Source organism: Paracoccus sp. 08 (assembly GCF_024105395.1).
GTDB classification, from domain to species: domain Bacteria; phylum Pseudomonadota; class Alphaproteobacteria; order Rhodobacterales; family Rhodobacteraceae; genus Paracoccus; species Paracoccus marcusii.
On record NZ_WEKR01000066.1, the window covers coordinates 57871 to 69428 of the forward strand.

At 67.6% G+C, this 11558-nt stretch carries 14 protein-coding genes; 8 read left to right on the forward strand and 6 right to left on the reverse strand.

The genetic code is table 11. The features are described from left to right. Positions 1-79: 79 nt before the first annotated feature. Positions 80-1486, reverse strand: a complete 1407-nt coding sequence (locus tag GBO37_RS16620; protein WP_256481119.1) for an ammonium transporter — start codon at positions 1484-1486, stop codon at positions 80-82. A gap of 245 nt (positions 1487-1731) precedes the next feature. Continuing rightward, the gene (locus GBO37_RS16625) at positions 1732-2733 is read right to left on the reverse strand and encodes a polyprenyl synthetase family protein (RefSeq protein ID WP_252930065.1); all 1002 of its coding nucleotides are present in this window, start codon (positions 2731-2733) and stop codon (positions 1732-1734) included. Positions 2734-2807: 74 nt separating this feature from the next. On the opposite strand from GBO37_RS16625, the gene GBO37_RS16630 reads away from it, so the two are divergent. The 3 genes from GBO37_RS16630 to GBO37_RS16640 all read left to right on the forward strand — a co-directional run bounded on the left by GBO37_RS16630 (position 2808) and on the right by GBO37_RS16640 (position 3992). Beyond that, positions 2808-3017 carry a DUF2007 domain-containing protein gene (locus GBO37_RS16630; RefSeq protein ID WP_045983647.1) on the forward strand — a complete coding sequence of 70 codons (210 nt, stop codon included), beginning with the start codon at positions 2808-2810 and terminating at the stop codon, positions 3015-3017. After that, positions 3010-3768, forward strand: a complete 759-nt coding sequence (locus GBO37_RS16635; protein ID WP_252930066.1) for a tRNA1(Val) (adenine(37)-N6)-methyltransferase — start codon at positions 3010-3012, stop codon at positions 3766-3768. Before GBO37_RS16630 ends, GBO37_RS16635 begins: the two co-directional genes overlap by 8 nt. 59 nt (positions 3769-3827) lie before the next feature. Continuing rightward, positions 3828-3992 (forward strand): YdcH family protein, encoded by a 165-nt coding sequence (locus tag GBO37_RS16640; RefSeq protein ID WP_064503545.1) that lies wholly within the window; start codon positions 3828-3830, stop codon positions 3990-3992. An 81-nt stretch (positions 3993-4073) separates the two neighbouring features. On the opposite strand, the gene phbB is transcribed toward GBO37_RS16640, so the two are convergent. The 3 genes from phbB to GBO37_RS16655 form a co-directional block, all read right to left on the reverse strand. Then, entirely contained in the window at positions 4074-4799 is a 726-nt protein-coding gene (gene phbB, locus GBO37_RS16645; protein ID WP_045983645.1) for an acetoacetyl-CoA reductase, read from the reverse strand. An 83-nt stretch (positions 4800-4882) separates the two neighbouring features. Next, positions 4883-6055, reverse strand: a complete 1173-nt coding sequence (locus GBO37_RS16650) for an acetyl-CoA C-acetyltransferase (RefSeq protein ID WP_045999935.1) — start codon at positions 6053-6055, stop codon at positions 4883-4885. A gap of 129 nt (positions 6056-6184) precedes the next feature. Beyond that, on the reverse strand, positions 6185-6985 hold the full coding sequence (locus GBO37_RS16655; RefSeq protein WP_045983643.1) for an EAL domain-containing protein: 801 nt from the start codon (positions 6983-6985) through the stop codon (positions 6185-6187). Between the two features lie 111 nt (positions 6986-7096). Here GBO37_RS16655 and GBO37_RS16660 point away from each other — a divergent pair, with 111 nt between their 5' ends. Next, positions 7097-7672, forward strand: a complete 576-nt coding sequence (locus tag GBO37_RS16660; protein ID WP_252930067.1) for a DNA-3-methyladenine glycosylase I — start codon at positions 7097-7099, stop codon at positions 7670-7672. Here the strand turns inward: GBO37_RS16660 and GBO37_RS16665 are convergent. Further along, the gene (locus GBO37_RS16665; RefSeq protein ID WP_045983641.1) at positions 7650-8198 is read right to left on the reverse strand and encodes a TlpA disulfide reductase family protein; all 549 of its coding nucleotides are present in this window, start codon (positions 8196-8198) and stop codon (positions 7650-7652) included. The two genes, GBO37_RS16660 and GBO37_RS16665, sit on opposite strands and share 23 nt — an antisense overlap. Positions 8199-8221: 23 nt before the next feature. Between GBO37_RS16665 and argH the strand changes: the two genes are divergently transcribed. The 4 genes from argH to GBO37_RS16685 form a co-directional block, all read left to right on the forward strand. Continuing rightward, positions 8222-9622, forward strand: a complete 1401-nt coding sequence (gene argH / locus GBO37_RS16670; RefSeq protein ID WP_252930068.1) for an argininosuccinate lyase — start codon at positions 8222-8224, stop codon at positions 9620-9622. Then, the gene (locus tag GBO37_RS16675; RefSeq protein WP_164871393.1) at positions 9619-9786 is read left to right on the forward strand and encodes a hypothetical protein; all 168 of its coding nucleotides are present in this window, start codon (positions 9619-9621) and stop codon (positions 9784-9786) included. Before argH ends, GBO37_RS16675 begins: the two co-directional genes overlap by 4 nt. After that, a complete protein-coding gene (gene lysA / locus GBO37_RS16680) occupies positions 9787-11052 on the forward strand; it encodes a diaminopimelate decarboxylase (RefSeq protein ID WP_252930069.1) in 1266 nt (421 codons plus the stop codon). Beyond that, positions 11043-11558, forward strand: a 516-nt coding sequence (locus GBO37_RS16685; RefSeq protein WP_252930070.1) for a DUF4175 family protein, incomplete at its 3' end; no start/stop codon positions are given. The genes lysA and GBO37_RS16685, both read left to right, overlap by 10 nt.

Below are 11558 nucleotides of genomic sequence, written 5' to 3' on the forward strand. Positions count from 1 at the left end.
GCGTGATTTTCCCCGCCTGCCGGTCATGCGAAAGGCCCGGCCGCAGTGGCCGGGCCTTTGCCGTGGGGCTGGCGCCCGATCAGTTGTAGGCGTTCTCGCCGTGGGTGGTCACGTCCAGGCCCTGGCGTTCGTCGCTGTCGCTGACGCGCAGGCCGATCAGCGCCTTGACGATATGGATCGCGACGAAGGACACGACCGCCGACCAGACGATGGCGATGATCACGCCCAGGGTCTGGTTCCAGACCTGCGCGCCCATCGCGTATTCGCCCACCGCGCCGGTGGAATAGTCGAACACGCCGCCGCCGCCCAGGGACGGGGCCGCGAAGACGCCCGTCAGGATCGCGCCGACGATGCCGCCGACGCCGTGGATGCCGAACACGTCCAGGCTGTCGTCGATGCCCATGCGGGGCTTGACCGAGATGACGAACCACATGCAGACCAGGCCGGCGATCAGGCCGATCGCGATGGCGCCCATGGGTCCGACGAAGCCCGCGGCGGGCGTCACGCCGACCAGGCCTGCGATGGCGCCCGAGATGCCGCCCAGCAGGCTGGGATGGCCGCGCATCATCCATTCGCCGAACGACCAGGCCAGCACGGCGGCGGCGGTGGCGACGGCGGTGTTGATCATCGCCAGCGCGGTCAGGCCGTTGGCTTCGAGGTTCGAGCCCGCGTTGAAGCCGAACCAGCCGACCCACAGGATGCAGCCGCCGACCAGCGTAAAGGTCAGGTTATGGGGCGCCAGCAGCTCCTTGCGATAGCCCAGGCGGGGTCCTGCGACCATGGCCGCGACCAGCGCCGCGACGCCTGCGTTGATGTGGATCACCGTGCCGCCGGCAAAGTCCAGCGCGCCGTGCCCGAACAGCAGCCCCGAGGGCGCGTCATAGGCCGACGGGCCGCCCCACCACCAGACCATGTGGGCCATCGGGATGTAGGAGAAGCAGAACCAGATCACCACGAACAGGATCACCGCCGAGAACTTCAGCCGTTCGGCCGTGGCACCCACGATCAGCGCCGAGGCGATGCAGGCGAAGGCCATCTGGAAGATCACGAAGGCCAGTTCCGGGACGTACACGCCGGTCGAGAAGGTCTCGGCCAGGGCATCGGTGCCCACGCCCGCCAGGAACGCCTTGGACAGTCCGCCGATATAGGGGGTGAAGAAGGTCGCGTCCTCGGCGCTGCCGGCACCGGTGAAGGCCAGCGAATAGCCGAAGGCGACCCACAGGATCGCGATGATGGAAAAGATGGTCAGCACCTGCATCAGCACCGACAGCATGTTCTTGGCGCGCACCAGGCCGCCATAGAACAGCGCCAGGCCCGGCAGGGTCATGAAGATGACCAGGACGGCCGACATCATCAGCCAGGCGGCATCGCCCTTGTCGACGATGGGGGCCGCCGCCTCGACGACCGGGGCCGCGGCGTCCTGCGCGAAGGCTGGGACGGCGGACAGGGCCGCCGCCAAAAGACCATATGCGGAAAGCTTTCTCATACTTCTCTCATCCTTAACATCACCCCACGGGCCGCAGCTGCGGCGAACTTCGCCCCTTGGATTGGCAGAATGCAGCCGCTTGCACAGGCCGCAGGCACTGATTCAGGGCGTCCAGACCGGTCATGCCGGGAAAATGGGCTGTAATGCGGGGCGATGCCCGAATTTCAGGCGCGCCGCGTGCGGCCGCGGCAGCCCCGAAAGGGCCGCCGAAAACGCAGGGTGGGAGAGGACGAAAAGGGGGTCGGTCAGGCCACGCGGCTGACGACGAAATCCGCGAGGTCGGCCAGCATGTCGCGAATCGGATGCGCGGGCAGCACCTGCAGCGCCGCGCGGGCCCGTGCGGCATGGGCCAGCGCATCGGCGCGCGCGGCCTCCATCGCGCCGTGACGGGCCAGCAGCGACAGCGCGTGCTCCAGGTCGCCGTCGCGCTGGTCGCCCGTCTCGATGGTGCGGGTCCAGAAGGCGCGTTCCTGGGCATCGGCCTTGGCGATGGCCTTGATGACCGGCAGGGTCAGCTTGCGTTCGCGGAAATCGTCGCCCACGTTCTTGCCGATCGTCTCGGTCGCGCCGCCGTAATCCAGCAGGTCGTCGACGATCTGGAAGCTGATGCCCAGGGCGTCGCCGTAATCGAACAGCGCCTGCACCTGATCGTCGGGCGCACCGGCGATGACGCCGCCCACCTCGGTCGCGGCGGAAAACAGCGCCGCCGTCTTGCCGCGCACCACCTGCAGATAGACGGATTCGTCGGTTGCCAGGTCCTGCGCCGCGGTCAGCTGCAGCACCTCGCCCTCGGCGATGGTGGCGCTGGCATTGGCCAGGATCTCCAGCGTTCGCAGGTTGCCGGGTTCGACCATCAGTTGAAAGCTGCGCGCGAACAGATAATCTCCGACCAGCACGCTGGACTTGTTGTCCCACAGCAGGTTCGCCGTCGGGCGCCCGCGCCGCTGCGCGCTTTCGTCGACCACGTCGTCATGCAGCAGCGTGGCGGTATGGATGAATTCGACCGTGGCGGCCAGGTGGACATGCCACGGGCCGGGATAGCCCAGCAGCTTGGCCGCGGCCAGCGTCAGCATCGGGCGCAGGCGCTTGCCGCCGGCCTCGATCAGATGCGCCGTCACCTCGGGGATGCGGGGGGCATGGCGGCTGGCCATGCGGTCGCGGATCAGCGCGTTGACCGCCTCCATTTCGGCGGTCAGGGCCTCGCTCAGCCGATCCAGCGGTTTGCGGACGTTGTCCTGCACAGTCATGCCATACCCCGTGTCTGCGACCGTGCATTGCCACGGCATCGACAAATGCGCAACCGCCGCTTAACGTCGCGCCCATGAAAGAGCTTTTCCGCAGCAACGATCCGGTCCGCATGTCCGCCGCCACCAGCCTGCTGGAATCCGAAGGGATCGCCACCTTTCCGATGGATCAGCACATGAGCGTGCTGGAGGGATCGATCGGCGTGCTGCCCGCGCGGCTGATGGTCGCGGACCGCGACGAATTCATGGCCCGCGCCATCCTGCGCGACAACGGGCTGGATGACTGACACCCGCATCGACGGATTCCTGGACGGGCGGCTGCGCATCAGTCAGCCCGCGCGCGGCTATCGCGCGGGGGCGGATGCGGTGATGTTGGCCGCGGCCTGTCCCGCGCGGCCGGGGCAGGCGGTGCTGGAACTGGGCTGCGGGGCCGGGGTGGCCAGCCTGTGCCTGGGCTGGCGGGTGCCGGACCTGGCGATCACCGGGCTGGAGCGGCAGCAGTCCTATGCGGACCNGGCCCGCCGCAATGCCGCCGCGAACGGCATCGCGCTGACGGTCCTGACCGGCGATCTGACCGACCCGCCGCGGGATCTGCGCGACGCCTCCTTTGACCATGTGATGATGAACCCGCCCTATTTCCTGGGCGGCACGGCCGCGCCCGACGCGGGCCGCGCCCTGGCCAGACGCGAGGAGACGCCGCTGGCGCAGTGGATCGACGCGGGCCTCAGGCGGTTGCGGCCCGGCGGCTGGCTGACGGTGATCCAGCGGGCCGACCGCCTGGACGGGGTGATGGCCGCGCTTGGCGCGCGTGCCGGGGCGGTGACGATCCTGCCCATCGCCGCGCGGGAGGGCAGCCCGGCGGGGCGCGTCCTGGTCGCGGCGCGAAAGGGCGCGCGCGGTCCGCTGCGCCTGCTGGCACCCCTGATCACCCATGCCGCCCCCCGCCACGACCGCGATGCCGAGGATCTGACCCCCCTGGCTGCCCAGGTTCTGCGCGATGGTGCGCCGATCGCGATGGGAATTGCGAAAGCCGCGTGACAGAATCAACGAGCTGTGGTGCACTGGACGGGTTCGAGACAACTATAGAGGAGTACGCGATGACGGTTGCTTCCCATGTCGAGGAGCTTCGCAAGAAGCATCAGAACCTTTCGGTTGCCGTGGAGAGGGCCCAGAGGAGCCCCAGTGCCCGCGACCACGAAATCACCGCGATGAAGCGCGAAAAACTGCGTCTCAAGGAGCAGATCAACAGACTGGGTCACTGACCCGTCGCCGACCCGACACCAGACGGAAAAAGGCCCGCGCAGATCGCGCGGGCCTTGCCGTTTCAGCAGTGCGGTCCGATGTCAGACGAAGAATTGGCCGCCATTCGCGCTGATCGTGGACCCGGTGATGAAGCCCGCATCGTCCGCGGCCAGGAACACCACGGCGCGGGCGATCTCCTCGGGTTCGCCAAGGCGGCCGACGGGGATCTGCGGGATGATGCGTTCGTTCAGCACCTTTTCGTCGATGGCGCGCACCATCTCGGTGCCGATGTAACCCGGGCAGATGGCGTTGACGGTGATGCCCGCGCGCGCGCCCTCTTGGGCCAGCGCCTTCGTGAAGCCCAGGTCACCCGCCTTGGCTGCGGAATAGTTCGCCTGGCCCGCCTGACCCTTCTGCCCGTTGATCGAACTGATGTTGATCACGCGGCCGAACTTGGCGTTGCGCATGCCGTTCCAGACGCCGTGGGTCATGTTGAAGACGCCGGTCAGGTTGGTGTCGATGACCTCTTTCCACTGCTGGGGGGTCATCTTGTGGAACATCGCGTCGCGGGTGATGCCGGCGTTGTTGACCAGCACGGCGATGGGGCCCAGTTCGGCCTCGACCTGCTTGATGCCTTCGGCGCAGGCGTCGTAATCGGCGACCGACCATTTGTAGGTCTTGATGCCGGTCTCCTCGGTGAAGGCGCGCGCGGCGTCGTCGTTGCCGGCGTAATTGGCCGCGACCGTATAGCCCGCATCCTTCAGCGCCTTCGAGATGGCGGCGCCGATGCCCCGCGATCCTCCGGTGACCAGTGCGACTTTCGACATGTTTCCCCCTCCTTCTTTAGGTTCTTGAAATATTGCTAATCAATGAAGTTTCGGCGCGCAAGATAATTGCGCGCCGAATTGGCTCAGCGTTCCAGGCACATGGCGACGCCCATGCCCCCGCCGATGCACAGCGTGGCCAGGCCCTTTTTCGCGTCACGGCGGCGCATCTCGAACAGCAGCGTGTTCAGGACGCGCGCGCCCGAGGCGCCGATCGGGTGACCGATGGCGATGGCGCCGCCGTTGACGTTCACGATGGACGGATCCCATCCCATGTCTTTGTTCACCGCACAGGCCTGGGCGGCAAAGGCCTCGTTCGCCTCGACCAGGTCCAGATCGCCGACGGACCAGCCGGCCTTCTCCAGCGCGCGGCGGCTGGCAGGGATCGGGCCGGTGCCCATGATCGCCGGGTCCAGGCCCGCGGTGGCATAGCTTGCGATGCGCGCCAAGGGCGTCAGGCCGCGGCGCGCGGCCTCGTCCTCGGTCATCACCATGACCGCGGCCGCGCCGTCGTTCAGGCCGGATGCATTGGCCGCGGTGACCGATCCGTCCTTGGTAAAGGCAGGGCGCAGCTTTTGCATCGCCTCGATCGTCGCGCCGTGGCGGATGTATTCGTCCTTGTCGACGACCGTCTCGCCCTTGCGGGTCTTGACGGTATAGCCGACGATCTCGTCGTCAAAGCGGCCTTCCTTCTGGGCGGCTTCGGCCTTGTTCTGAGAGGCCAGCGCGAATTCGTCCTGCTGGTCGCGGCTGATCTGCCACTTGGCGGCGACGTTCTCGGCCGTCTGACCCATGTGATAGTTGTTGAACGCGTCCCACAGTCCGTCGCGGATCATCGTGTCGATGAACTGCATGTCACCCATCTTCTGACCGGCGCGCAGATAGGCGGCATGCGCCGACAGTGACATGCTTTCCTGACCCCCGGCCAGCACCACGCGGGCGTCGCCCAAGATCACCTGCTGCGCGGCCAGCGCGACGGCGCGCAGGCCCGATCCGCAGACCTGGTTGATGCCCCAGGCCGAGGATTCCTGCGGCAGGCCGGCCTTGATATGCGCCTGGCGGGCGGGGTTCTGGCCCTGCGCGGCAGTCAGCACCTGGCCCAGGATCGTCTCGTCAACCTCGGCCGCGTCGATGCCGGCGCGGGCGACGACCTCGGCCAGGACGGCTGCGCCCAGGTCATGGGCGGGGACATTCGCAAAGGCCCCCAGGAAACTTCCGACCGGGGTGCGGGCGGCGGAAACGATTACGGCTTTGGTCACGGCAGACTCCTTCGCATCAGTGCCGGACGAACCGGCCTGGGGTCAGGATGCTGTTTCGGGACGCTACGTCAAGTCGAAGCCTTGGGACTTTCGGATGATGGCCCCCGCCCGGATGGGCGGAAGTCGCCGTCAGCGGCTGGCCAAGGACGGGGGTTTCTTCCAGGGCGGGGCAATGGTCGGGGCCCCGAAATAGTAGCCCTGCAGGCAATCGATGCCGATATCGATCAGGAAGGCGGCCTCGTCCGCCGTCTCGACCGATTCCGCCACGGTGAACATGTCGAAATGATGCGCGATGGATTGCAGCGCGCGCGTCAGGACCTGATTGTCGGGCTTGGTCGCGATCTCGCGGATGAACTGGCCGTCGATCTTGATCATGTCGAAGCAGAAGTCGCGCAGATAGCGGAACGAGGTATAGCCCGCCCCGAAATCGTCCAGCGCCAGGCTGATGCCGTATCCCTGCACCTCGGCCATGAAGGTCTGGACCTCCTCGGGCATGCCCATGGCGCTGCTTTCGGTGATCTCCAGGATCAGGCGTTCGCCCAGGGTGGTGTCGTCGGACACCCCGCGGCGCAGGGTATTGATCCATTCGGGATACAGGATCGAGCGTGCCGACATGTTGATCGACAGGCGCAGGCCCGGATCCTCGGCCAGGGTCTGCAGGCCCAGGGACAGCGACAGGCAGTCGATCTTGCGGCCCAGTTCCGTGACTTCGGCCTGGGGCATGAAATCGCGCAGGGGCACCAGGCGGCCGCTGTCGTCGATGATGCGGATCAGTCCCTCGTAAAAGGCGGGGGTCTTGGTGCGCTGCGCCTGGACGATGGGCTGGAAGGCCAGCGTCGCGCTGCCCTTTTCCACCGCCGACGTGACAGCCGCCAGGGTGATGCGGTCCTGATGGCGGATCGCGTCCTCTAGGGGCGAGCTGTTGTCCATAATTCTGTCGCTCACGGGCGGCCTCTTACCGAGTCGGGTCTGCTTGCAGTCTGCCCATATTGGCTTAACCTGCCGTGAATCGTGATCTCTTTCTCAGGTTTGGGTTAACAGATGATGGACCGTTGCGGATGGTGCGGCGATCTGCCGGTCTATGTCGCCTATCACGACACCGAATGGGGCGTGCCCGAACGCGACCCGCGCGCGCTGTGGGAAAAACTGGTGCTGGACGGGTTCCAGGCGGGCCTGTCCTGGATCACCATCCTGAAGAAACGCGATGCCTTTCGCGCCGAGTTCGACGGGTTCGACCCCGAACGCGTGGCGACGTGGGACGCGGCACGGATCGACCGTGCGCTGACGAATCCCGGCATCATCCGCCACCGCGGCAAGATCGAGGCCACCGTGCGCGGCGCCCGCGCCTTTCTGGACATCGAGGCGTCCGAAGGGTTCGCCCCCTGGCTGTGGTCCTTTGTCGGCGGCGCGCCGATCCAGAACGACTGGCCGGACCTGGGACACGTCCCCACCGACACGCCAGAATCGCACGCGATGTCCAAGGCGTTGAAGGCGCGCGGTTTCGGGTTCTGCGGTCCGGTGATCACCTATGCCTTCATGCAGGCCACGGGCATGGTGAACGACCATGTCGTGACCTGCCACAGGCATGGTCCCGTCAGGGCGCTGTCAGCTGGGTGACCAGCGTCTTGGCGGCATCCGAATCCCATTCGGCGTCGCCCAGATAGCGGGCGACCTCGCGGCCCTCGCGGTCGATCAGCACCGTCACGGGCAGGCCCACGACGCCCATCTCGCGCGCGACCTGCTGGCGCGGGTCCAGCAGGACCGGCAGGTTCTCGACGCCGACCTCGGCATAGAAATCGTCGATGCGCTCGACCGCGTTGCGTCCGGTGGCGATCGTCACCACCTCGAAGTCGTCGCCGCCCAGTTCGGCCTGCAGGCGGTCCAGGGCCGGCATCTCCTCGCGGCAGGGCGCGCACCAGGTGGCCCAGAAGTTCAGCAGCACGACCTTGCCCTGCCAGTCGGCCAGGGTGTGGGTGCCGCCGTCGCGGTCGGTGAACTCGGCGGCCGCCACGGGGGCGGGGTCTTCGGCCACGACCAGCTTGTCCAGCCCCCCGTCGCGCGCCGCCTGCCAGTCGGGGCCTGCGGCGAAGGCGGTGTTTGCACCGAAAACAAGGGCCGTATAAAGCAGGGCGGAACGCAGCATGTGACCTCCGAAGGACGTACTTGATGACCGACCGGCCCCAGACCACCGCCAACAGCATGTGGGGCGGGCGCTTTGCCGCCGGTCCCGACGCGATCATGGAGGCGATCAACGCCTCGATCGGGTTCGACCGGCGGCTCTACGCCCAGGATATCCGGGGCAGCCGGGCCCATGCGGCGATGCTGGCCGCCACGGGCATCATCAGCGATAGCGATGCCGAGGCGATCGGGAAAGGCCTGCTCACCGTCTTGTCAGAAATCGAGGCCGGCCAGTTCGCCTTCCGCACCGACCTGGAGGACATCCACATGAACGTGGAGGCACGCCTGAAGGAGGTCATCGGCGAACCCGCAGGCCGCCTGCACACGGGCCGGTCCAGGAATGACCAGGTGGCGACCGATTTCCGGCTGTGGGTGCGCGACCAGTGCGACGCGGCCATCGACGGGCTGACCGCGCTGATCCGCGCGGCTTTGTCGCAGGCCGAAGGCGGCGCCGATTGGGTCATGCCGGGCTTCACCCATCTGCAGACCGCGCAGCCGGTGACCTGGGGCCACCACATGATGGCCTATGTTGAGATGTTCGGCCGCGACCTGTCGCGGTTCCAGGACGCGCGCAGGCGCATGAACGAATCGCCCCTGGGGGCTGCGGCGCTGGCGGGGACCGGCTATCCCATCGACCGCGACATGACGGCCGCCGCGCTGTATTTCGACCGGCCCATGGCCAATTCGCTGGACGCGGTCAGCGACCGCGACTTTGCGCTGGAATTCCTGGCGGCCAGCAGCATCTGCGCCGTCCACATGTCGCGCCTGGCCGAGGAGATGGTGATCTGGTCCTCGGCCCAGTTCCGCTTCGTGTCGATGTCGGACAAGTGGTCCACCGGGTCGTCGATCATGCCGCAGAAGCGCAACCCCGACGCGGCCGAGCTGATCCGCGCCAAGATCGGCCGCATCCTGGGCGCGACCGTCGCGCTGTTCACGGTGATGAAGGGCCTGCCCTTGGCCTATTCCAAGGACATGCAGGAGGACAAGGAGCAGGTCTTTGACGCCGCCGACACGCTGATGCTGGCGCTGGCTGCGATGACCGGCATGCTGTCGGACCTGACCGCGAACCGCGACCGGCTGGAGGCCGCGGCGGGGGCCGGGTTCTCGACCGCGACGGATCTGGCCGACTGGCTGGTGCGCGAACTGGGCCTGCCGTTCCGCGACGCCCATCATGTCACCGGATCGCTGGTGGCCCTGGCCGAACAGGGGGGCGTCGATCTGCCCGACCTGACGCTGGCGCAGATGCAATCGGTGCATGGTCAGATCACCGACGATGTGTTCAATGTGCTGGGCGTGCACAATTCCGTCGCCTCGCGCCAAAGCTATGGCGGCACGGCGCCCGCGCAGGTGCGCGCGCAGATCGCCCGCTGGAAGGAGAAACTGGCATGAGAAACACGGTCATCATCGTCGTCGTCCTGGTCGTGGTCGTGGCCGTCCTGGCCAGCTGCGGCGTCGACGGCGCCCCGCAGCGCCCGGTCGAGAAGCCCCTGCAGCAGCAGATGGGCGTCACCGTCAGCGGCGATGCCCGGTTCGGCGTGTCGGCCGAGCTGTAGATGGACCACTTCCTCTACAGGAACGGCGAACTCTACGCCGAGGACGTGCCCCTGTCCTGCATCGCGCAGCAGGTCGGCACGCCCGTCTATGTCTATTCCGCGGCCACGCTGACGCGGCATTTCGGCCTGTTCCGGCAGGCGCTGGACTGGACCGACCATCTGGTCTGCTTTGCGGTCAAGTCGAACAGCAACCTGGCGGTGCTGAAGCTGATGGGCGATCTGGGTGCGGGCATGGATGTCGTCTCGGGCGGGGAATACGCCCGCGCCAAGGCCGCCGGCGTACCCGGCGAGCGGATCGTCTTCTCGGGCGTGGGCAAGACCATCCCCGAGATGCGCATGGCCATCGAAGGCGGCATCCGGCAGTTCAACATCGAGAGCGAGCCCGAGATGCGTGCCCTGTCCGCCCTGTGCGTCAGCATAGGCGCCACGGTGCCGGTGGCGATCCGCGTGAACCCCGACGTGGACGCCAAGACGCATGAGAAGATCGCCACGGGCAAATCCGACAACAAGTTCGGCATCCCGATCAGCCGCGCCATGGCCGTCTATGCCGAGGCCGCGTCCCTGCCGGGGCTGCGCGTCGTGGGTGTGGACGTGCATATCGGCAGCCAGCTGACCGATCTGGCGCCGTTCCGCGCCGCCTATCTGAAGGTGGCCGAACTGACCCGTGCGCTGCGCGCCGAGGGGCACGACATCACCCGCCTGGACCTGGGCGGTGGCCTGGGTATCCCCTATCGCCGCGACAACAGCGCGCCGCCTTTGCCCATCGAATACGGGCAGGTGATCCGCGAGACGGTGGGCGATCTGGGCTGTCAGATCGAGATCGAGCCGGGCCGCAACATCGTCGGCAATGCCGGCGTCCTGGTGTCGCGGGTGATCTATGTCAAGAACGGCGAGGATCGCGATTTCCTGATCGTGGATGCGGCGATGAACGACCTGCTGCGCCCGGCCATGTACGGCGCGCATCATGACATCGTCCCGCTGGTCGAGCCCGCCGTCGGCGCGCCGGTCCGGCCCTATGACGTGGTGGGTCCGGTCTGCGAATCGGGCGATACCTTCCAGAAGGGGGCCGATCTGCCCGAACTGGCGGCAGGGGGGCTGGTCGCGTTCCGGTCGGCCGGGGCCTATGGTGCGGTGATGGCGTCGGAATACAATTCCCGCCCGCTGGTCCCCGAGGTGCTGGTGCAGGGCGATCACTTCGCCGTCATCCGGGCACGCCCCACGTTTGAGGAAATGCTGGCACGGGATAGCATCCCGGCATGGCTTTGATCTGGCGACAGCACGACACCGACAGCCCGGGGGCCGTCAGCCCCCGGACCCCCGAGGGTATTTTCACAACGGAGATGGGGCCGGTGGCCCGTGCCCTGCGCCTCACCCGCGCGGGCATGGCATGGGAACGCGTGGCGCGGGCCTTCTGGCCGCTGACGACGCTGCTGTTCTTCGGCATTGCGGCGCTGTGGCTGGGCGCGGTGGCGGCCTTGCCTCAGGTGCTCCTGCCATGGCTGGCGGGCCTGTGGCTGCTGGCGGTCGTGATCGCGGCGGTGCGGGGCGGATGGCGCTTTCGCCGCGTGCGCCGGGCCGAAGCGCTGGCCCGGCTGGACCGCACCCTGCCCGGGCGCCCGCTGACTGCGCTGTCCGACCGTGCAGCGATCGGCGGCGAAGGGCCGCTGTGGCAGGCGCATCTGGCGCAGATGCGCGATGCCGCGCTGGCCGCGCGCGCGGTGCGCCCCGATGCGGACCTTGCCCGGCGCGACCCGTTCGCCCTGCGATTGGCG

Excerpts from the sequence above, each read along its gene's own strand:
- GBO37_RS16620 (WP_256481119.1), bottom strand. The coding sequence starts at position 1,486 with ATGAGAAAGCTTTCCGCATATGGTCTTTTGGCGGCGGCCCTGTCCGCC.
- GBO37_RS16625 (WP_252930065.1), bottom strand. The coding sequence starts at position 2,733 with ATGACTGTGCAGGACAACGTCCGCAAACCGCTGGATCGGCTGAGCGAG.
- GBO37_RS16630 (WP_045983647.1), top strand. The coding sequence starts at position 2,808 with ATGAAAGAGCTTTTCCGCAGCAACGATCCGGTCCGCATGTCCGCCGCC.
- GBO37_RS16640 (WP_064503545.1), top strand. The coding sequence starts at position 3,828 with ATGACGGTTGCTTCCCATGTCGAGGAGCTTCGCAAGAAGCATCAGAAC.
- phbB (WP_045983645.1), bottom strand. The coding sequence starts at position 4,799 with ATGTCGAAAGTCGCACTGGTCACCGGAGGATCGCGGGGCATCGGCGCC.
- GBO37_RS16655 (WP_045983643.1), bottom strand. The coding sequence starts at position 6,985 with ATGGACAACAGCTCGCCCCTAGAGGACGCGATCCGCCATCAGGACCGC.
- GBO37_RS16660 (WP_252930067.1), top strand. The coding sequence starts at position 7,097 with ATGATGGACCGTTGCGGATGGTGCGGCGATCTGCCGGTCTATGTCGCC.
- GBO37_RS16665 (WP_045983641.1), bottom strand. The coding sequence starts at position 8,198 with ATGCTGCGTTCCGCCCTGCTTTATACGGCCCTTGTTTTCGGTGCAAAC.
- argH (WP_252930068.1), top strand. The coding sequence starts at position 8,222 with ATGACCGACCGGCCCCAGACCACCGCCAACAGCATGTGGGGCGGGCGC.
- GBO37_RS16675 (WP_164871393.1), top strand. The coding sequence starts at position 9,619 with ATGAGAAACACGGTCATCATCGTCGTCGTCCTGGTCGTGGTCGTGGCC.
- lysA (WP_252930069.1), top strand. The coding sequence starts at position 9,787 with ATGGACCACTTCCTCTACAGGAACGGCGAACTCTACGCCGAGGACGTG.